This window comes from Sorangium sp. So ce185 (assembly GCF_051526825.1).
GTDB lineage: Bacteria > Myxococcota_A > Polyangia > Polyangiales > Polyangiaceae > Sorangium > Sorangium cellulosum_D.
Map to the genome: position 1 here is coordinate 1,914,897 of NZ_CP150316.1, position 21,201 is coordinate 1,936,097.

At 70.1% G+C, this 21,201-nt stretch carries 14 protein-coding genes; 9 read left to right on the top strand and 5 right to left on the bottom strand.

Annotated elements, in window-relative coordinates; all coding sequences use genetic code 11:
* The first annotated feature begins 61 nt into the window (after positions 1-61).
* A complete protein-coding gene (locus WMF26_RS07000) occupies positions 62-1,729 on the top strand; it encodes a HesA/MoeB/ThiF family protein (RefSeq protein WP_437999683.1) in 1,668 nt (555 codons plus the stop codon).
* Positions 1,726-2,292, top strand: coding sequence for a Mov34/MPN/PAD-1 family protein (locus WMF26_RS07005; RefSeq protein ID WP_437999684.1), 567 nt, complete (start codon positions 1,726-1,728; stop codon positions 2,290-2,292). Before WMF26_RS07000 ends, WMF26_RS07005 begins: the two co-directional genes overlap by 4 nt.
* 1,299 nt (positions 2,293-3,591) lie before the next feature.
* Here WMF26_RS07005 and WMF26_RS07010 read toward each other — a convergent pair.
* Positions 3,592-4,995, bottom strand: coding sequence for a sigma 54-interacting transcriptional regulator (locus tag WMF26_RS07010; protein WP_437999685.1), 1,404 nt, complete (start codon positions 4,993-4,995; stop codon positions 3,592-3,594).
* A gap of 101 nt (positions 4,996-5,096) precedes the next feature.
* Between WMF26_RS07010 and WMF26_RS07015 the strand changes: the two genes are divergently transcribed.
* From WMF26_RS07015 to WMF26_RS07025, 3 genes are all read left to right on the top strand, one after another.
* Entirely contained in the window at positions 5,097-8,096 is a 3,000-nt protein-coding gene (locus WMF26_RS07015) for a CHAT domain-containing tetratricopeptide repeat protein (protein ID WP_437999686.1), read from the top strand.
* Positions 8,097-8,300: 204 nt separating this feature from the next.
* On the top strand, positions 8,301-8,750 hold the full coding sequence (locus WMF26_RS07020; protein WP_437999687.1) for a hypothetical protein: 450 nt from the start codon (positions 8,301-8,303) through the stop codon (positions 8,748-8,750).
* A gap of 86 nt (positions 8,751-8,836) precedes the next feature.
* Positions 8,837-9,511 (top strand): hypothetical protein, encoded by a 675-nt coding sequence (locus WMF26_RS07025; RefSeq protein WP_437999688.1) that lies wholly within the window; start codon positions 8,837-8,839, stop codon positions 9,509-9,511.
* A gap of 89 nt (positions 9,512-9,600) precedes the next feature.
* Here the strand turns inward: WMF26_RS07025 and WMF26_RS07030 are convergent, their stop codons facing one another.
* Together WMF26_RS07030 and WMF26_RS07035 are read right to left on the bottom strand one after the other, a co-directional pair.
* Positions 9,601-10,455 carry a PAS domain-containing protein gene (locus tag WMF26_RS07030; protein ID WP_437999689.1) on the bottom strand — a complete coding sequence of 285 codons (855 nt, stop codon included), beginning with the start codon at positions 10,453-10,455 and terminating at the stop codon, positions 9,601-9,603.
* 103 nt (positions 10,456-10,558) lie between these two features.
* Complete coding sequence (locus WMF26_RS07035) at positions 10,559-11,998, bottom strand: carotenoid oxygenase family protein (RefSeq protein ID WP_437999690.1); 1,440 nt, start codon at positions 11,996-11,998, stop codon at positions 10,559-10,561.
* A 618-nt stretch (positions 11,999-12,616) separates the two neighbouring features.
* Here WMF26_RS07035 and gdhA point away from each other — a divergent pair.
* Together gdhA and WMF26_RS07045 are read left to right on the top strand one after the other, a co-directional pair.
* Positions 12,617-13,966, top strand: coding sequence for an NADP-specific glutamate dehydrogenase (gene gdhA / locus WMF26_RS07040; RefSeq protein ID WP_437999691.1), 1,350 nt, complete (start codon positions 12,617-12,619; stop codon positions 13,964-13,966).
* Between the two features lie 70 nt (positions 13,967-14,036).
* A complete protein-coding gene (locus WMF26_RS07045) occupies positions 14,037-15,149 on the top strand; it encodes an ABC transporter substrate-binding protein (protein ID WP_437999692.1) in 1,113 nt (370 codons plus the stop codon).
* A 34-nt stretch (positions 15,150-15,183) separates the two neighbouring features.
* Here WMF26_RS07045 and WMF26_RS07050 read toward each other — a convergent pair whose 3' ends face one another.
* The gene (locus WMF26_RS07050; protein WP_437999693.1) at positions 15,184-17,364 is read right to left on the bottom strand and encodes an FAD-binding protein; all 2,181 of its coding nucleotides are present in this window, start codon (positions 17,362-17,364) and stop codon (positions 15,184-15,186) included.
* Positions 17,365-18,094: 730 nt separating this feature from the next.
* Between WMF26_RS07050 and WMF26_RS07055 the strand changes: the two genes are divergently transcribed.
* Positions 18,095-19,237 (top strand): serpin family protein, encoded by a 1,143-nt coding sequence (locus tag WMF26_RS07055; RefSeq protein WP_437999694.1) that lies wholly within the window; start codon positions 18,095-18,097, stop codon positions 19,235-19,237.
* 65 nt (positions 19,238-19,302) lie between these two features.
* Here the strand turns inward: WMF26_RS07055 and WMF26_RS07060 are convergent, their stop codons facing one another.
* Positions 19,303-20,151, bottom strand: coding sequence for an SDR family NAD(P)-dependent oxidoreductase (locus WMF26_RS07060; protein WP_061627178.1), 849 nt, complete (start codon positions 20,149-20,151; stop codon positions 19,303-19,305).
* A gap of 369 nt (positions 20,152-20,520) precedes the next feature.
* Here WMF26_RS07060 and WMF26_RS07065 point away from each other — a divergent pair, with 369 nt between their 5' ends.
* Complete coding sequence (locus WMF26_RS07065; protein WP_061627179.1) at positions 20,521-21,132, top strand: acyl-CoA-like ligand-binding transcription factor; 612 nt, start codon at positions 20,521-20,523, stop codon at positions 21,130-21,132.
* The last annotated feature ends 69 nt before the right edge of the window (positions 21,133-21,201 follow it).

Sequence of the window (21,201 nt, forward strand, 5' to 3'; positions counted from 1 at the left end):
CACGTTGAGCCTTCGACGCCAGTCCGGTGCTCCGTTCGTCGCAGCGTCAACGCGCTGGTGCGTGCTGATCGACGAGATCTATCCCTCCGGTAGCATCGCGTTCTACCCCGCTGCGGAGGGGGGGCTCACGTCGACGTTTCCACACCAAGAGCGGAACGCAGCCGACCGGCAGCGACGAGGATGGCGAGACGGCAAGCTCTGTCTCGACGCCCCGTTCGGTGGTGAGCGACGACCGACCGTCGTTCGTGATCCCATCGGCGACGCGGATGCGCGCCTCAGGTGGCATGTCGAGCGCGCGTTGCACTGGCTTCAGCGCGCAGCCGATGGGCAACTCTTAGCAACAGGGGACCCGTTCGAGCTGCCGGCCCTCCGTCATACGACGGCACGCGCGTGGCTCCGTCAACGCGTGGTGCATGACGATACGTCCGCATGCTTCCATGCGTGGAGAGGACGAGAAGGCACCTTTGGGATCGCCCGCATGGGTGCGTTCACCGACATCGGTAACGCGATCGGAGTGGCTCGCTTCGAAAGGCAGCAGGGAGCGGCTGTCCGAGAATGGTCTGGCCGCGAGCTGGGTAAGAGCGACGTCAGAGGCTTTTGGTGGCTGTGGCCGAAGCCCATCGTCCTGCCTCCGTGGCAGGCACCCAGCACATGGGGAGAGCTTCGACGAATCGCGAAGGCGATGGGGCTCGACGTCGACGCGATGCTGCGGTGGCTCTTTCCTTCGCTCCGTGGTTCCAAGACGAGCCACGTTCTGCTGCTCGGTTACCCGGTCCCGCTGCGTGTCGGGGCGTCCCCTTGCGAAGTGCACTGGGATGCCCTGCTGCTCCCGCACTTGGCCGAAGCGGCCGGGAAGCCGCCCAGCGGTTTTCGTCCGAACGCGCGCGGCTGGTGGCACCGCGATCGGTACGGCGCGTTCGCGGACAACGTTCCGCTCGAATACCTGTTCACCGAAAACTGGAGCAGCGAGCGCCTTCAAGCTCGCGGCCGACTTCCGAAGGCAGTGCGTGACCTGCGAGTGGCGCTCGTCGGTGTCGGCGCCCTCGGCTCGAGCCTCGCCGAACAACTCGTGCGCGCTGGCCTCAACGACATCGCTCTAGTCGATGATGACCTAGTGGAGGCCGGCAACGTATGCCGTCATGTGGCAACACTCGTCGATGTCGGAAAGAGCAAGGTGCAAGTCGTTGCTCAACAACTTCGACAGATCTCGCCGGCAGTTCGGGTTGCTGAGACGAACAAGGACCTTCGCGGTAGTGCGCAGACGATTGTCGATCAGCTCGAGCCGTACGACGTCATCATCGACTGCACCGCATCCGACGAGGTCGTAGCGCTGCTCTCGACGGCATGGTGGTCGATTCCTCGTGTGTTCGCCTCGTTCTCGATGGGCTACGGCGGGAAGCGACTCTTCTCGTTCGGCGTGAGCGGCCATGCGTTTCCGCAGCAGGATTTCACCGCGCGCCTGCGGCCGTGGCTTGAGCACGAGGCCGCGACCTGGGCCGGCGGGGAAGAGGTGCTTGAGGGAGCCGGATGCTGGTCGCCCTTGTTCCCGGCTCGTCACGATGACGTCGTGATGGCGGCCGCAACGTGCGTGAAGGAAGTCGAGACACTCGTGGCGCAGAAGCCGCATACTCCTCGTTTCCGTGTGTTCTCGCAGAGCGATTCCGCCGAGGGCTTCCAGGGCTTCCTCCTTCAGACCATCCTGCCCACCGTGGAGGTGATGGCGTCATGACGGACTGGAGGGCGCAAACCGTGGATGGATCCTATGCGGTGCTCCTTCAGGCACCCGTACTGCGCGACCTTGACCGCTTTTGCAGCGAAGCAGGTGCCTCCGAAACGGGGGGCATCCTGATCGGTCGGTACTCCGATGACCTCGCCGTCGCTGTCGTGCGCGAGGCCACGCCGCCACCTGCAGATTCACGCCGGGGGCGGTCTTGGTTCGTGAGAGGCGTCAGCGGCCTTCGCGACATGCTTGGCCGGAGATGGCGAGCGAAGGAGAGGACTTACTACGTCGGCGAGTGGCACTTCCACCCGGTCCAGACTGTCGAACCCAGCACCGAGGACTTCGCGCAGATGCTCGAGATAGCGCGGGGGAGGGAGTACGACTGCAAGGCGCCGTTACTCCTCATCCTCGGCGCTGGCTCCCACGAAGGCGCGCGCGCGCTTCGTGCGTTCGTCTGCCCAGCAGGTTGTGCTCCGTTGGAGCTTCGGCCTTCGGTTGATAGCTCCGGGCGCGCATCGACCGCGGGCTCGGCCCCAGCTTCGCGCACGACCGCCTTCCGTCGGAGCGTATGAGACGCACGGAGTTCCCTGGCCATTGCCGGACCGAGCCGGGGGCGACGGAAGACGCCGGCGACACGCTCGACGGCGACAAGCGCTGGCCCGTCGCCGCGCGGCTGCTCTCCGCCCAGTGCTCGGCCACGCCGGCAGCGTCCGCCCTCGGGCGCGCGAAGCAGCCCGCGGCATCGACGCCTCCTGCCGCGAGTACCGCACGCAGCTCTTACCGCGCCAGCATCGATGCTGCCCAGACCCGCGCGTCGAGCATGCTGCTTGCGCGTGGTTTCGCTTGGAGGTACACGAGCGACTACATGGCGGCGCATTGCGGGCCGGGCTGTACGCCGGTCCACCCGGTTTCAGCTGAGGCCAAGAAGGCGGAGCCTACAAGCGGCGCCACCGTTTCAGCAGGGCGGCAAAGTGGCTACGACCTCGGCGGAGCCGCGAGAACGCGCTCCCGAGGGGCAGCTCCCGGGGCTCGACCCGCCAGAGCAGGTCCAGGAGGGCGCGAGCCTCGATCTACGGCACCCGGCCGGCGACGTGAGCGCGCGGTTCGGGGACGGCGATCTCGCGGCGGCGGTACGACTCTTAGAGCACGTCGTCTCGATCCCGGGCAGGCACGCCGCACCTGGTCAGCATGTGGTGCAGCAGCCAGGTCTCAGCGAGGATCGCCTCGGGTCCGATCGTGACCGGTGGCGGTTGTGTCGGCGCGGCGGGCGGGCGCTTGGCCCCCTGCGCCGCGTGCTCACCCAGTCCTCCCGCGTTCAGCGGGGCCGGCGGGCCTGGGAGTTACTGGGCTCAGCGGGGCGGTCAGGATAGGCCCCCGGCCCGACTACTGACCCAAGGTCGCTCGCCGCTCCGGTGCTGACGTCAGACCGAGCAGCTGACCGATCGCCTGGTGAACGACCTGAGCTGCCGCCTCGTCCCCAAGGGCGACGGCGCGGGTAAGCGTCTCGGCGAGCGAGGCCACCACGGCGGCACGAGGTAGTGGCTCGGCCCGCGCGAGCTCCCGGGGGCTGAGGCCCGGCGGTTGGGCCCGGGTTGGGTCCATGCGTTCCGAGGGGTGCGATCCGTCGTCACGCCCTCCCCGAATCCCCAGGGATGCGACGGATCGCGACGGTTCGCCACCGGGGAACAGTCCCGCCAGGGATCTGCCTCGCGAGCGATAGAGAAATAAACGCAATGGCGCAAAGGCGCAAAACTACAAATCTTTTTTGCGCCTTTGCGTCTTTGCGCCTTTGCGTTGAACTCTCTCTCCGGATCCCTGGCCGGACTTCTGGCGGGCGGAACTAGCGCGCGTCGAGCCGTCTGCGGGCGCGCCTACCCGGCCGCGTCCCCGCCCTCGCCGCTCCCCTCTGCGTCCCCGCGCAGGCCGTGGCGCTTCATGGCGCGCTGGATGAATTTGCGGTTCACCCGCGCGAGCTCCGCCGCGCGCGACACGTTGCCGCCCGTCTGCCGGAGCGCGGCGTCCAGGTACGCCTTCTCGTACGCCTCGGCCACGCGCTCGCGGCCCGCGAGCAGCGGCTCGTTCAGGTCCACCGCGGGCTCGCCCGGCGCGCGTGAATCGAGCGATGAATCGAGCGATGAATCGAGCGCCGCCGCGTGCGCCGGACGACCGCCCGCGCCGCCGGCGGGCCCCAGCGAGAGCGCCCGGGCCACCGCGTTGCGCAGCTCGCGGACGTTGCCAGGCCACGAGCGCGACGCGAGCCCCGCCACCACCTCCTCGGAGAGCGGCGGGGGCGACCCGGAGCGGGGGCGCAGCTCCTGCTCGAAGTGGCGCACGAGCTGCGGGATGTCGCCCTGCCGCTCGCGGAGCGGCGGCAGCGCGACCTGGATGACCGCGAGGCGGTAGTAGAGATCCTCGCGGAACTTCCCGCGCTCCACCTCGCGGGCGAGGTTCCGGTTCGTGGCGGCGACGATGCGCACGTCCACCCGCCGCGGCACGTTCGCCCCCACCCGCCTCACCTCGCGGCGCTCGAGGGCGCGCAGGAGCTTGGGCTGGAGATCGAGCGGCAGCTCGCCGATCTCGTCGAGGAACAGGGTGCCGCCGTCCGCCGCCTCGAAGGCGCCGGGGCGATCGGCGAACGCGCCCGTGAAGGCGCCCCGCACGTGGCCGAACAGCTCGCTCTCGATCAGGGTGGCGCTCACCGCCGAGCAGTCGAAGACCACGAACGCTCCGCCCTGGCGCGGGCTCTCCTCGTGCACCGCCTCGGCGACGAGCTCCTTGCCCGTGCCGGTCTCGCCCTCGACGAGCACGGTGGCGTCCGTGGCCGCGACCCGCTCCAGCACCGCGAACAGCCGGCGCATGGCCACGCTGCGCCCGAGCATGCCGCCGAAGCGCTCGCGCTGGGAGAGCGGCAGCTCGACGACGTCGCTCAGCATGCGCAGCCGCATCGTGGTGCCGCCGATCGAGATCGCCGCGTCGGGGCGGGCGTAGGCGTCCCGCACCTCCACGCCGTCGACCGCCGTGCCGTTGCGGCTGCCGGCGTCGATCACGCGGATGCGCTCGCCCTCGACGCGCACGACGAGGTGCAGGCGGCTGACCGTGGGGTCCTTGAGGACGAGATCGCATTCCCGGCCGAGGCCGACGCGCGCCTCCGGCCCCGGGAGCTCCGCGACGAGCCCCCGATCCGGACCGTGCACGACCTCGACGCGGATCTTGCGTGAGGCGAGCCTGAACGCGCTGCCGTCGCGCTCCAGCGGCTGGGTGAGCTCCTGTGCCACGGCGTGAGTATAGGCGGGAAGCGCATCCCCAGCCTGGGGATCGCCCGCGGCCCCCGCGGCCGCGACGCGATCGCGGGCACCGGGTTATCCTCCGCAGCCTCATGGCCAGGACGCGATGGACACCGTGGCTCCGCGGCGCGCTCGCCGCGCTCTGCACGGCGGTGGTGGCCCCGGCCCCGGTCGAGGCGCAGTCCCAGCCCCTGTGGGTCCCGCCGAGGACGGCGCTGCCGTCGCCCGAGGACGAGCGGCTGGACGGCGCCCTGGACCACGAGCTCTGGGAGCTGACGGCGCAGGGGAGGTACTTCGAGGCGCTCTCCGCCGCCGAGCGGCTCCTCGAGCTGCGCCAGCGCGTGCTCGGGCCGGAGCACCTGCAGACCGCGCTCGCCGCGATCTGGGCAGCGAGCCATTCCCGGAGGGTCGCGGAGTACCACAAGGCAGCGTCCCTGCTGGAGCGCGTCCTCGCCCTCCTGGAGCGGGAGCGCATCCCGGGCGATCTGCTCTTCGCCGAGGTGGGGGCCCTCGCGCTCGTGTACCGCGAGATGGGCGACTTCCGGCGCGCGGAAGCGCTCTACCGGCGCCTCCTGGCCGAGCACGCGCTGGTGGGGAGCAGCGGCGACGACGCGCTCCGTGGGCTGGCAGCCCTGGCCAAGGCCCAGGGGGATCTCGACAGGGCCGCGTTGCTCTACGAGCGCCTCCTCGCGGCACAAGAGAAGGAGAACGCCAGGAACAGGAGCGAAGGGGCGAAGCTCGACAGCCACGAGCTCGGCGCCGCGCTGGACAACCTCGCGGAGGTCTACCGGCTCCAGGGGTCCCATCCCAGAGCCGAAGCGCTCTTTCGGCGCGCCGTGAGCATCCTGGAGAGATGGAGCGGCGGGCCGGAGCTCTCCCTGGCCACGTGCCTCGACCACCAGGCGCTCCTCTACCAGGACATGGGGGACGACGCGCGCGCCGAGCCGCTCTTCCAGCGGGCGCTCGCGATCCGTGAGAAGGAGCTCGGGCCGACGCACCCCGACGTCGCCGAACCCATGGCGCACCTCGCCGCGCTTTACCGGGACAGGAAGCAGTACGGCCGCGCCGAAGCGACGTTCCGGCGCGCGCTCTCCCTCCTCCAGCAGGCCCTGGGACCCGAGCACCCGCGCGTCGCCGAGTGCGAGGGCGCCCTCGAGGGGCTCGCCCTCGCCCAGGGCAAGCTGCGGGAGGCCCTGACCCTGCGGCTCGCCGCCGTCTCCGCCGAGGATCGGCACCTCACGCGCCTGCTCACCAGCGGCGCCGAGCGCGAGAAGCGCGCCTTCCTCGGCAGGCTCGAGCCCTCGACGAGCGCGGCGATCTCGCTCCACGCGATCTCCGCCCCGAAGAACGCCGAAGCGGCGGCGCTCGCGCTCACGACCGTCCTCCGCCGCAAGGCGCGCGCCCTCGACGCGATGGCGGACAGCCTGGCCAGCCTGCGCAGGAGCATGACCAGGCAGGATCAGGCCCTGCTCGACCGGCTCGGTGAGATCGACGCCGAGCTGAGCGCCCGCGCGTACCGCGACCCCGCCGGGCAGCGCGCGCGCGTGCAGGCGCTCGAGGAGGAGCGGGAGGGCGTCGAGGCCGAGGTGAGCCGGCGGAGCGCCGCCTTCCGGGCGGAGCAGCGCCCCGTGCTCCTCGCCGAGGTGCAGGCGGCGATCCCGGAGGACGCGGCGCTGATCGAGCTCTTCGCCTACCGGCCCTACCAGCCCCGGGCCACGCAACGCGACCGGCTGGGCGAGCCCCGTTACGTCGCCTACGTCCTTCGACGGAAGGGGGGGCCCGCCTTCGCCGACCTCGGCGAGGTGAAGCCGATCGACGCGGCCGTGGAGGAGCTGCGCCGCGCCCTGTCCGACCCGTCGCGCGACCCCACGCGCCTCGCGCGCGGCCTGGACGCCCAGCTCATGGCCAAGGTGCGCCCGCTCCTTGGCCCAGCCCGGAAGCTCCTGATCAGCCCCGACGGCGCGCTGAGCCTGCTGCCCTTCGGCGCGCTCATCGACGAGGACCAGAGATCCCTGCTGGAGCGCTACGAGATCACGTATCTCACCACCGGACGCGATCTCCTCCGGCTCACGGCGCCTGCCGAGCCGGGGCAGGCGCTCGTCGTGATCGCCGATCCGGCCTTCGACGGCGGCGCGCCGGCGCCGCGTTCCGGCAAGGAGCCCTGCAGCTGGGATTGCCAGGCGCAGCGCGGCGTCGATCTGTCGAGGCTCAGGTTCCTGCCGCTCCCGGGCACCGCGAAGGAGGCGGCCGAGGTCGGCGCGAAGCTCACGGGCGCGCGGGTGCTCACGGGCGCGAGCGCGACCGAGGGCGCCGTGAAGGGCCTCGCCAGGCCGCGCATCCTCCACATCGCGACCCACGGCTTCTTCCTGCCCGCGGCCTCTGCCCCGGCGCCGGCCCGCCATGGGCTCGATGCGGTCGCTCGCGCGGCCGTGGCCGCGTCCGTGTCCGAGGTGGACAGCGCCCTCCTGCGCTCGGGGCTGGCGTTCGCGGGCGCGAACCTGCGCGAGAGCGGCGGCGACGACGGCGTGCTGACGGCGGCCGAGGTCTCCGGGCTCGACCTGTCCGGTACGCAGCTCGTCGTGCTCTCCGCGTGCGACACGGGCGTCGGCGAGCCGAGCCACGGCGAAGGGGTGCAAGGGCTACGGCGCGCGCTGGTCATCGCGGGGGCGGAGACCCAGGTGATGAGCCTCTGGCGCATCGGCGACCAGGCCACGCGCCACCTGATGACGGCCTATTACGACCGGCTGGCCTCCGGGCGAGCGCGCAGCGGCGCCCTGCGGGAAGCCCAGCTGTCGCTGAAGGGGCAACCGGACACCGCGCACCCGTTCTACTGGGCAGCGTTCATCGTGTCCGGGAACGGTGGCCCGCTCCGCGGTGGCCCGCTCCTCCGCGCGGCCTCGAAGCCGCAGACCGACCCGGTGGAGCCGGTGCGGCCGGGACCGAGGGGGTGCGCCTGCGAGGTCCAGGGCGGAGCGGCCGGCGGCGCGCCGCGGCTCGACCTCGCCGCTGGCCTCGCCGCCGGCCTCGCCGCGGCCGCCCGTCGGCGACGCGCCGGCTCGAGGGCGGCGAGGCGCTCCGCGAACGCCGGGTGAGCCCTGGTGCCCCCGCGCTGTCGCGCCGACGGGGGACGGCGGGGCGCGGGGTGCCCCCGCGCTGTCGCACCGCAGTGCGAATACCGCGGAGATCGGCGGACTGCGCCCTTGGCCCGGCGCGTGCTGAAGAGTCTGGCGAGTCCGGCGTCGCGACATTGCGACGGACTCGACAACCATCAAAGGGGATTCGCCATGAACCTTCTCGTGAAAAGCACCCTCGTCGTCGCCTCCGCCCTCGCCCTCGGCGCCATCACGCTGCCCGCCGCGGCCCGCAGCTCCGTCGGTTTCCTCGGGCGCGCCCAGAACCCCGCCGACGCGGGGTGCTTCGGCGAGATCTTCGGCAGCACGGTCAACAACTGCAGCACCACGAAGCTCCTGATCATCCCGGTGAGCATGGATCCGGGGCCCTTCAACAACTACTTGAACGCGACCGTCACCGCGTATGCGCCCAACGCGACCGGGCTTGTGCAGTGCGCGTCGTTCGGGATCGACAGGCCGACGGGGTATTACTGGGGAGGCCAATACCAGAACCTGCCCGCGTTCGGCTCGCGGCAGGACATCGTGCTGCCTGGGGCGTTCTTCTACCCCGACGGCGCGGCCTATGTCGGATGCTACGTCGGCCCCGGCGGGCAGGTGAACCAGGTCCGCTACTGAGATCGACGGCGTGCGCCGCGGGAGCCGGGGGGGCTCCCGCGGCTTTGCTCGGGCCGGCTGGCCGCGCAACGGAGGGAGTCATGGGCATGAAGCGGATAGGGCAGGTTCTCACCGCGCTCGCGGTGATCGGCGCCGTGACCATGTTCGGCGTCGAGTGGCGGCGCCAAAAGGCCCAGGAGGCCGAGCTCGCGCGCATGCGCGCCGCGATGGGCGAGCTCTCGCGCGACCTGGAGGAGGCGCGCGGCGGCATCGCGAGCGCCGAGTCGGTGCGGCGGCTGGAGCGCCGTCTGGAGGCCGCCGCCCGGCCGAGCGCCGCGCCGCGGCCTGCGTCCGGGGAGGAGGCCGAAACATCGGGGCAGCCCGACGACGAGGAGGGCGAGAGCCCCGCGCCGGCCGAGCCGCGCCCGGTCGATATGGCCGCGGTGAGCGCGCGGATCCAGGACGCGTTCGCGCAGCAGGGGACCGACGCGCAGTGGACCGCGCGCGCGAGCCAGACGGCGCGCGAGAAGCTGAGCTCGGCCCTCCCCGAGCGATCGTCGCTGCGCACGCTGGAGTGCCGCAGCTCGATGTGCCGCATCGAGACGGAGCACGACGACATGGCGCAGATGCAGCAGTTCATGCAGGAGGCGTTCATGGATCCGCAGAAGAGGCCCTGGAACGGCGGGTTCTTCGCGATGCCCGTGAGCGATCCGGACACCGGCAAGGTGGTGGTCGTGTCCTACCTCGCGCGCGAGGACGAGGCGCTGCCGATGCCGCTGTGATCCGACCGGCGCCCCCCGCCACGTGCCGGACCCTGCTCGCCGGCCGGGCGCGGACGGGCCCGCGACATCACCGCTCCCCGGGGGGCACCTTATCTCGCTGCGACGATCCGGTAGGACAGGCGGCGGAGGGCATACTCGAGCCCGCGCTCGAGGCTGCCGCGCGTCGTGATGCGTCCGAGGTCGACGTCGAGCCCGACCAGGGTCTGCGCCGCGGCGGGCCCCATGCCCACGAGCACGCTCTCGCAGCCGAGCAATGCCGCGGCCTGCACGGTGCGCAGCAGGGCCTCGGCGGCCATGGTGTCGACGAGCGGGACGCCCGTCACGTCGATGATCACGAAGCGCGCGGAAGCGTCGCTGATCGCGGCGAGGACGCTCTCGGTGACCTGCGCGGCCCGCTCCTGGTTCAGCGCGCCGACGAGCGGCAGGAGCAAGACGCCCTGCCAGATGCGCACGACCGGCACCGCGAGCGTTTCGAGCAGCGTGCGCTGGGCCTCGATGATGCCGAGCTGCGCGCGATTTTCAGCCTCGAGCCGCTCGGCCGCGACGAGCTTGCCCTTCATGTTCGTGATGTCCGTGATGATGCCGCAGAGCCCGACCACCTGCCCGGTGTCGTCGCGCACGGGGTACTTGCGCGTCCACATCGTCCGCTCGACGCGGTCGCCGCCGGTGACCACCTCCTGGTTCTCGTCGGGCTCGCCCGTGTTCACGACGAGATCGTCGTGCTCCCAGAAGACGGCGACCTGCTCGGCGGGCCAGAACCCCGTGTCGTCCTTGCCGATGAGCTCCTCCCGCGGGTGCCCGATGAGCTTGCAATACCCCTCGTTGACGGCGACCCAGCGATGCGCCCGGTTCTTGACGAAGATCGGATCGGGCAGGGTATCGATGATGCGCTGGAGCAGCTCGACGCGGTGCCAGGTGAAGGGATCGACAGGGAGGCTGGTCATTGCAACTCGCGCACCCCCGCTGGAAACATCCGCTTCCTTCATACCAAGGAACGACCGCCGGCTCAAGGGATGCTCCGGCCGCCCGGCAACTTCGGCGTCGCGCTCACCGCGCTCGAGGGGGGCTGGGCCGCCAGGTGCCGTGGAACCCGAATGGCACGCGGTGCGGCAAGCGGGCGACCGCGACGGGTCCAGCGGTGAGGCCCATGGCATCGAACACCAGCAAGTCGCTGCGCTTCTCCCGTTCACGCCAGGCCACGGCGAGCAGCCAGCCGTCGCCCTCGGCCGCGTCCTCCGCGCGCGGCACGAACACCGGCTCGGACACCACGTCGCCGGGCGGCAGCGTGTGAATGCCGCGCTCGCCGGTGTCGAAGTCGAATCGGGCGAGGCTGTCGTAGAGCACGCTCTCCGAGTCGCCTCGCGCGCGCGAGGTCGCATGGCAGGTGTAGAAGCCGTAGCGGTTGCGCCGCCCCGTGTAGCGCTCGTCGATCCGTGGAAACTCCGCCACGAGATCGTCGAGGTAGTCACGCCGGAACCCGGCGCCTGCGTCCGCCAGGTGGAAGGTCCAGCGGCACAGGCGCGCGGCCATCGCCTCGGGGTCGCCGGGGCGGCCCTCGGCGTCGGGCAGGCCGGGCGCAGCCTCCGATTGCATGACGTAGGCCACGATGGTGTCGCCGTCGTCCCAGGCATTCATCACATGGAACATGTGGCAGGCGTCGGTGTGGAACCACCGCGGCGCGCCGGCCGCGTTCCCGCGCTGCATCACGCCGACGTGGGTCCGCAAGCTCGCGTCCCAGGCCAGCAGCGGCTTGCCGCGCATGGCGCGCTCCACGCTGAGCGTCAGCGGCGTGACGGGAAAGAGCACATGCCCGCGCGTCACCATGAAGTCGTGCACCATGCTGGCATACGGCGCTGTGAACGACTGAAGCTGCGTGACCTCGCAGCGCGCGTCCATCACGCCATAGAGCATGCTCGGCGAGCAGGGGCCGTCGGGCGAGTACGCGAAGAAGTGCACCTCGCCGCGCTCGGGGTCGATCTTGGGGTGCGCGGTGAAGCGCGAGGTCACGCGCCCGCCGAAGCTCTGGTGCCCCTTGGAAGCCAGCGTGCCGGGGTCGAGCTCGAAGGGCTGATGCGACTCTTCGAGCGCGAACAGCCGATCGCCGTGCCAAAGCATGCTGGTGTTGGCCGTGCCGCCGTTGCGGCCCTGCGCCAGCGGGTCGGTGGTGGCGGGGTTTCCGAAGGTGCCGAAGAGCGCGCGCCCGGCTTCGTGCTCGAGCTGCCACTTCGGCGTGCGCGCCCAGCGGTTGCGGTACGACACCTTGCCGGCGCCGATGTGGAACGCATGCACCATACCGTCGCCGGAGAACCAGTGGTAGTTGTCGTCGCGCGGCGTGTACTGCGGGTTCGGGCCGACACGGTACAGGCTCCCTTCCAGCCCGGGCGGCAGGGTGCCCTCGATCTCGAGCGCCGCGATGTCGTGCTCCTCGCGGAGCGGCGCGTAGTTGCCGGTAAAGAAATGAGGATTCTTCTGCGTTTTTGCGTTCACGTGAGGCCTTCGGGGTTCAATTCATTCAAGAGGTCGACGTGGCGTCGCGTCGTGCGATGGCTCGCCCGGCATCGCCGGCAGGCGCGTCTGCCGTCCTCCGTCGCCGGAGCTCGGCGATGAGCGGCGGCCATGCGTCGGTCTGCGCGACGTCGTGCTGGCGCAGCGTGGTCATGCCGCCGGCGCTGCGCCACGCGCCAGTCGTCGATGCCGGGCTCTCTCGCCAGTCCTCAGAAACATGCGTTCTTTCTCGCGTCGAAGGCATCCTAGACCGTGCCGCTGCGAGAGGGTCAAGCGGTTTTCTCCGGGGTCGGCGCTCGCTGTCGTTCAGGCCCGCGACGACACCGACCAGCAGGCGCTGCCTGCTGGCGAAGCGCGCAGCCTCGATGGCCCGGCTCCGGAGCGGCGCCGAAGGAGGATGTAAGTGGTGATCTGGATCACTACTGTCCTAGGAATCCATTCGACGCGTCGCGCAGTCAGCCGCCTTCTCCTGGAAGTTACATCGTATCAACAATTTGACGTCGATACTGCCCCTCTCGGCGGGCTGCATACTCCGAATCATCAGGTGCGATGGCGACGACGACTGCACCGCGCGCTGCGCCGGTGTATACCACCCGCGACATGGTGCATTTGGACGAGAAAGTTGAGCCCCTTTTCGCGCAAATCGTTCGCCGCAACCCCGGCGAATCGGAGTTCCACCAGGCGGTCCGTGAGGTCCTGGAGTCCCTCGGCCCGGTGCTCTCGAAGCACCCCGAGCTGACGCGGCAGAAGATCATCGAGCGCATCTGTGAGCCCGAGCGCCAGGTGATCTTCCGCGTGCCGTGGGTCGACGACCGCGGCGAGGTGCAGCTGAACCGCGGCTTCCGTGTACAGGTGAACAGCGCGCTCGGCCCTTACAAGGGCGGCATCCGCTTCCACCCGACGGTCTACCTCGGGACCATCAAGTTCCTCGGGTTCGAGCAGGTCTTCAAGAACGCGCTCACCGGGATGCCGATCGGCGGCGGTAAGGGCGGCGCGGACTTCGACCCCAAGGGGAAGTCCGATGGCGAGATCATGCGCTTCTGCCAGAGCTTCATGACCGAGCTCCACCGCCACCTCGGCGAGTACACCGACGTGCCGGCGGGCGACATCGGCGTGGGCGAGCGCGAGCTCGGGTACATGTTCGGGCAGTACAAGCGCCTCACGAACCGCTACGAGTCGGGCGTGCTCACCGGCAAGGGCCTCTCCTGGGGCGGCTCGCTGGTGCGCAAGGAGGCGACCGGCTACGGCGCCGTCTACTTCGTCGCCGACATGCTGCGGGTGCGCGGCGAGAAGCTCGCGGACAAGACGTGCGTGGTGTCGGGCTCGGGCAACGTCGCGATCTACGCCATCCAGAAGCTGGAGCAGCTCGGGGCCCGCGTCATCGCGTGCTCGGACTCGAGCGGTTACGTGCACGACCCCGACGGCATCGATCTCGCGCTGCTCAAGCAGGTGAAGGAGGTCGAACGCGCTCGCATCAGCGAGTACGCGACGCGGCGCGGCCGGCGCTCGCGCTTCGCGTCGGGCGGCAACGTCTGGGAGGTGCCGTGTCAGATCGCGCTCCCCTGCGCGACGCAGAACGAGCTGAACGCGCGCGACGCGGCGACGCTGGTGAAGAACGGCTGCCGCGCCGTCGCCGAGGGCGCGAACATGCCCACCACGCCCGACGGCGTGCGCGTCTTCCTCGAGTCGGGGGTGGCGTTCGGCCCCGGCAAGGCGGCGAACGCCGGCGGCGTGGCGACCTCGGCGCTCGAGATGCAGCAGAACGCGAGCCGCGACTCGTGGTCGTTCGAGCACACCGAGAAGCGGCTCGCCGAGATCATGACGAATATTCATCGCACGTGCTACGACACGGCCGAGGAGCTCGGCGTGTCGGGCAACTATGTGGTTGGCGCGAACGTCGCGGGGTTCCTGCGGGTCGCACGCGCCATGATCGCGCTCGGCGTGATCTGACGGCTGGCCGCGAGGGACAGAAAACCGAGCACGCGGCGACAAGAAGTCGTCGCAGGGGAGACGCCGACGCATGGATACGCCGCTGTCGCTGCCTGGAGAGGAGCGGGCTGACGGCTCATCCATCCAGATCGGCGCTCTCGTTCCGCTGACTCGGCCCGGCTGGGTCGAGGCAGGCCGGCACCTGCTCGCTGGGCTCGAGCTGGCCGCCCGCGAGGTCAATGACGCCGGCGGGATCGCCGGAAGACCGCTCGAGCTGGTGGTCCGAGACACCGCGGCTGATCCAGAGAGGGCAGCGGCGGCGGTCGATGAGCTGGCTCGCCTGGGCGTGGCTGCCCTGGCGGGGGAGTATCACAGCGTCGTCGCTCGCGCGGCTGCCGCCAGGGCCGACGCCCTCGGCCTGCCGTTCCTCTGCTCGTCAGCGGTCCTCGACGCGCTCACCGAGCAGCCGACGGAATGGGTCGCGCGCCTCGCCCCGGCGCAGTCCCACGGCTGGCGGATCTACGCGAGCTTCCTCCTCGACGCGGGCCACAGGCGCATCGCCGTAGCCGCCGATCCGAGCGTCTACTGGGCGTCTGGGGCCCGCGTCCTGCGGGACTACCTCGCTCCACGCGGCGGCAGCGTCATCGAGCTCGACATGCGCGCGCTCGCCCCCTCGGCCGTGTGCGACGAGCTCGTCGACCATCGCGCGACAGCCCTCCTTCTTCTCGTCGGCTACCCGGAGCCGGCGGTGTCGCTCGTCAAGTCCGTCCGCCGCGACCGGCGCGTCGCCGGGATCATGATGGGTGCTCCGGCCGGGCAACCGGAGTTCGCCGAATGGGCGACGTCGCTGGGCGGCGACGGCGCCGCGATCCCGTTCTTGCGCTACCTGCCCGAGCGCCTCAGCCCACTCGGCGCTCGAGTCGAGACGGCCCTGCGCGAGCGGCTGGCCGAAGCGCCCTCCTTCGTCGCCTTCGAGGGCTACGACACGGTCGCCGTCCTCGCCGATGTGCTGCGTTCTCACGGCGCGGACCGGGCGCGCGTCGCCGGATCCTGGGCGCGCGTCGCGGTCGAAGGCACCCGCGGGCAGATCCGGTTCTCCCGCACGCCGGGCGTCAACGTCTGGCAATGGGCTTGGCCGCCGGTCCAAGTCGTCGATCGAGATCCGGCGGAACCCGGTCGCCTTCGGATCCTTCACGCCGGCTGAGCGAGCGCAGAGGTCCGACTGCCCGGCCCGCGGGTCAGCGCTTGGGCGAGAGCGCGCTGGCGAGCTTCAGGCGGGTGTAGAGCCCGAGCGCGACGCCCGCCATCAGCATCGTCGCGACCGAGAAGAGCGCCGCGATCTCCCACGCCGGCGCGCCTCGCTGGAAGCTATCCAGGATGAGCAGCACCTCGAACAGCGCGAAGATCGCGAGCAGCGCCGCCGTGAACGCGACGAGCGAGGCGTATCGAGCCGCGTGCGCCTTGAGCCCGCGCAGGCCATAAACGGCGAACGCGATCTGGTAGAGCACGATCGGCACCTCCCAGAAATGGAACGTGATCACGCACCCGAGCGGATCCGCGTACGGCTTGCAGGTCGTCCACGGATGTCCGATCAAGAACGGGATATGCGCGGCGAGGAGCCCGTAAACCACGGCCACCAGGATGAGCCACGAGTACAGCGTGACCGCGCGCTCCGCCGAGGCCCAGGCCTCGGTCGCGAACGGGTCAGGCTTGGGGAGCGGCGCGGGGACAGGCCGCTTCGGCATCGCGTCCTCCAGCCCGAGGTGCTCCCGCCAGTAGGCCGTGAGGAAGATGTTCTTCGGGTCGAGCCGCGCCCGCAAGGCCATGAAGTCGTTCCAGCGCTTGAACTGCTTCGCCAGGTACTTCGACCACACCTTCGCCGGAGGCGGGTCGTTCGGCAGGAACTTGCCCCAGTGCAGCTTGAACCCGAACGGCTTGAGCAGCTCCCAGAACTGCGGATAAAAATCGATCGCGGGGTCCCCCGCGTTGTAGCCGAACCAGAACACGTCCACGCGCACCACCGGCTCGCCGTCCGACGAGGCGCTCATCCAGAACGGGCTCGCTTTCGTGCCGTACAGCTCGAAGGAGAAGGTCCCGGTCGCCTTCAGACCGCCGGTCGCGAAGAAATCGCGCAGCGTGGTCATGACGGCCTGCGTCTTCGATACGGGGATCCATATCTCCGTGAACCACGTGGGCATCAGGATGTCATCCATCCCGTTGTCCATCGGCAGGCCGGTCCACCAGTAGTCACAGAACTCCTGCGGCCCCGGGGGCTGCTTCTCGCCGTCGAGGGGGACGAACTCCTTGTAGATCACCGGCACGATGGACGGCAGGGCCTCCTTCAAGAGGCGCCCCGCGAGCTCGATGCCCGGGAACTCGAGCAGGCCGTCCACCCCTGCCTCCAGGAGAGCCGCGACGACCGTGGAGAGCGCTTCCGCCACCCTCGGCTCGAAACCCATCTTTTCGATGTCCTCCAGCAGCGTGGCGTCGAGCTGGCTGAAGATGGGCTCGACCTTCTGCGGCAGGAGGCGCAGATCGTCGAGGTTGCCGAGGATGCTCAGGAGCAACCCCGCCAGCACCTCGGACCCCTCCGGGTAACGCCCCATCTCCTCGTAGGGCTTCGGGACGAAGCCGGGTGATGCCGGGATCCGGCGCGCCTTCCAGACCACCATGCGGTCCAACCCTCGCTGAGGCCACCACATCAGGCGGCTATAGTCGGTCTCGCGGAGGAATTGCTCGAAGCTCGGCTTGTCGTCCGTGCCGGGGCCGAAGAGATCGATCTCGCAGTCGTGGGCCGCGGTGGTCGACTCGGATCCTTTGATGTTGTACGTGGGAACGCACTGGAAGGTGACCGATGAGATGACCCCGAGGAGGCCCATCGAGACGCCGGCCGCGTGAAAGAGGTCAGGGTCCTGGTCGCGCGAGACCTCATGGATCTGACCCGTGCCGTCGATCAAGCGGAGCTTCAGGATGTTCTCGTCGATCCCGAATTTGAGCGACCCGCCCGAGGATCCCGTGGCGAGAAACCCGGAGACCGTCTGGTGGGAGATGCCACCGAGGTCCGAGAGCGCCCACCCCTTCTGCTGCAGCTGATAAAGGAGGCCGTTCTCGACGGTGGACGTGCCCGTCGGATCGTACGGGTTGATCGACAGGTTGCACCCCGCCTCGACCTCGACGATACCCTGGACCTCATCGACCCAGCGAACGGCGCGGTATCGGTCGAGCATGATGTTGATCTCGAGCCTGACCTTGCCTGGATCTCGATCGGTGAAAATGGCGCGATGGGGGAAGGTGTGGGTCGAGCCGCGGACGCGCACCTGGCGGTTCGTGTCGTGCGCCCATTTCACGAGCGCGGCGAGCTCGGCCTCGGTCGAAGGGTGATAATAGCCATCGGAGCCCATGGAAATCGGCGGTGACATCTGACCTCCTCGTTCGGGTGGTGGTCGGATTGGAACATGAAGGCGGGGAGGTGGGAAGAAAAGAACAGTGATCTTCCTGCCTTCAGAAGGTGACGCCGGTGATCTCCACCTCACCGGAAAGCGATGGCGGTTCATCGGCGTTTGCGTGCGCCGACGGGCCGCCTTCACGCCACAGCTGCGTTGAGCCCGCTCGCCGCCGCGAGGCGCTCCGCGGGAGGAGCGACGGGGAGGGGCGACGAGCTCGACCGACGGCCCCGCCAGCACATCGCCCCGCCCGAGCGAGCTCCGCGTCCTCTCCCGCGGCCGCCCGGAGCACGAGGCGCGCCTCCACGGCCGCGCTGGCGGGGCGGCGCGCCGAGGGGATCACGTCGCCCGGCGCTTCGCAAGGAGCACCGCGGGAGCTGCGCCACAGTGGGCCAACCCTGCCTCATCGATCGCGGCCGCCGCCGCGCTGCCGGCCAGCGGAGCGTCGTTATCGGCAGGCGCCCTGGGTCGGCGGAGAGCGGGGCGCCACGGGCCGCGACGCTCCTCGCGCCGCCCTGGCACAACACCTGCTCTGCCGGGGCGCATGCGCAAGCTCCAGGTCCTCTCAGCCCTCCTCCCACTATCCCTGATCTTCGCCGGCTGCGTCTCCGACACAACCGAACCGAATCCACAGTCAGCGTGCAGCGACGGAGGCGCGCCGCCGTGCGCCGTCGCCTCCGACAAAGAGCGGATCCTCGACCCTCAGGTGTCGGACGTCGAGCGCGACGACCTCGCCGACGGGAACACGAGGTTCGCGCTCGACCTCTACCACGAGCTCGGCGCCGAGCCGGGCAACCTCTTCTACTCGCCCTACAGCATCTCGAGCGCGCTGGCGATGACGTACGCAGGGGCGCGCACGGAGACGGAAGAGCAGATGGCGAGCACGCTGCACTTCACGACGCTGTCCCAGGAGCGGCTGCACCCGACGTTCAACGCCCTCAATCGTGTGCTCGAGAGCCGCGGCGAGGGGGCGAGCGGAGCGGGCGGCGGCAAGTTCCAGCTCAACATCGCCAATGCGCTCTGGGGCCAGAACGGCCATCCGTTCCTGCCTTCGTTCCTCGACGTGCTCGCGGAGCATTACGGGGCGGGGATGACCCTCCTCGATTTCGCCGGGGCGGCCGAGGCGTCGCGGAAGGTCATCAATAACTGGGTGGCCGAGCGCACCGAGGACCGGATCAAGGATCTCCTCCAGCAGAACGATATCCAGAGCACCACGCGGCTCGTGTTGACGAACGCGATCTATTTCAACGCGGCCTGGAAGTTCCCCTTCGACGAGGACGCGACGGCCCCCGGCGACTTCACGCTGGCGGACGGGTCCAAGGCGTCCGTGCCGATGATGACCAACAAGGCACCCATGCGGTATCACGAGGACGACGGGTACCAGGCGGTCGAGGTGCCGTACCAGGAAGACCGCCTGTCGATGGTGCTCGTGCTGCCCTCGGACCTCGGCGAGTTCGAGGCGGGCCTCGATTTCTCGGCTCTCAGCACCCTCCTCGTCTTCCAGGAGACGCGGGACGTCACCATCACGTTGCCGAAGTTCAGGGTGGAGTCGCGGTTCGATCTCATCCCGCCCCTCAAGGAGCTGGGGATGACCGCCCCGTTCGTCAACGCGGATTTCTCGGGCATCGACGGGTCGCGAAACCTGGCCATCAGCGCCGTGGTCCACAAGGCGTTCGTCGACGTGAACGAGGCCGGCACCGAGGCCGCGGCGGCGACGGCGGTGGCGATCGACGAACGCGCGTCCCCGGCCGCGGCCATCCGCTTCGATCGGCCGTTCGTCTTCTTCATCCGGGACAACGACGCCCGCACGATCCTCTTCGTGGGCCGCGTGGCCGACCCGTCCAAGTAGGAGCTCCGAGCCCGCCGGGGAGCGAGGCCGCTGCCAGGGCGCCTCCGCCCCGAGGAAGCGGGCGATCAGCTGGCGGCGAACTCCCGCTCGTGGATGGAGCGCACCTTCTCCAGCACCCGCGGACCATGCTCCCGGAACGGGAGATCCATCGCGCGATCCTTCTTCAAATGGACGCCCGAGAGCTCCCGGTGCGCGCCGAACGCCCCCTCGTACAGCCGCGAGGCGCCCTGGGTCGGGGGCGGGAAGAAGAGCCTCATCAGCGTCTTCACGAAGAACGGCAGCCCCGACCGCTTCCCCTTCCTCAGCGTGTTGTTGCCCCCTGGATCCACGCTCCGGATCTTGATCCCGTCCTTCTCGAGCAGCGGCGCCACCTCACGCGTCCAGAGGGAGAGCGCGAGCTTGGAGGTCGCGTACGGGCCGAAGAGCTGCTTGAACGACGCCGGGCGCTCCAGGGCGTCGGGGTCGAAGCGCCTCGTCATGTCGAACGCGTTCGAGGAGGTGTTCACGACCGTCTTCAAGGACCCCCTCCGCAGCAGCTCCCTGAGCTCCATCGCGATGACGTACGGCGCCACCGTCTGGAGCTCGAAGTGCAGCTCGCGGCCTTGCCTGGAGAAGGTCAGCTCCGGGACGCTGCCGCCGGCGTTGTTGAACAGCACATCGATCCTCTCTTCGCTCGCCCTGATCGCGCCGAGCGCGCGTCTGAGGCTCTCGAAATCGGACAGATCCGCCCGGTGGACACGGAGCCTGCGGCGCTCGATGCTCTCCCGGATCAGGGGATCGTCCTCGGGGAACCCCGAGCGGTTCAGCGCGATGACCTGAAAGCCCTCCGACAGCAGGCGGCGCGTGAGCTCGAGTCCGATACCGTGGTTTGCGCCCGTGATGAGCGCGACCTTGTCGTGTCCCTTGGTGATCATCGTGGCTCCTGTGAGGGCCGCCTCTCCGCGCGTCCTCCGGCGGACGACGGCCGTTGGCGCGCCGGTCGCCCGAGCCGACCAGCGCGCGTACAACAGAAATGTCGGTGTCCGCAGCAAAGCGGCGTCCGGCGGTGCGCCCGGGCGCGAGGACCCAGGCGCGCGACGATCGCGCCGAGGCCTCGGCGCCGCTCAGGGCGGCGGCGATGGATCGACTCCGTACCCGTGGACCCGTGGACGCGCGCACCCTCGCCCGAAACCGCCCGAGATCGCTCGACGTCGGCGGGGCGCCGCGACAGGGGAAAGAATGTGCTACTGAGTAGCATTTGTCAAGGAGAGGCACCCGGATCCTGCGTGTGGTAGGCTGGCGCCATGGCGGAGGGCCAGGCCCCGGGGCTCCGAGAGCGCAAGAAGGAGCGGACGCGCGCGCAGATCATCGAGACCGCGATCGACCTCTTCCTGAAACATGGCTACGAGCAGACGACGCTCGACGAGGTGCTCGGAGCGGTCGAGATCTCGCGGAGGACGTTCTTCCGCTACTTCGAGTCGAAGGAAGATCTGCTCATCGCCTGGATGGACCAGCTCATCGAGGTGGCGTGCGCGTCGATCCGCGCGCGCCCTCGGAGCGAGCCGCCGCTCGTCGCGACCCGCAATGCGGTCCGGGATACCCTTGGCCGGCTCTACGAGGGGAATCTGCCGCGCTTCGTCGCGGTGCAGCAGTTCGTCGCGAAGACGCCGGCGATCCGCGCGAGGCAGAGCGAGCGGCTCGGCCATTGCGCGGAGGCCATCAGCGAGCCGCTGGCCGCGCGCATGGGGCTGGATCCGCGGCGCGACCTCGCGCCGCGGGTGCTGGCGAGCTGCGCGGTCGCCATCATGGGGTGCGCGATCGACGCGTGGCTCGCGCGCGGCGCGACGGAGGATCTCCTCGAGCTCGTGGACGAGGGCTTCCGGGCGCTCGCGCTCGAGCACGAGCGCGCCCGGTAGGGCCGGCGCGGCGGCGGCGTCCGGGGCCGACGTCGGCCGCGGGCCGGATGGCCGCCGGAGCGCGAGGGA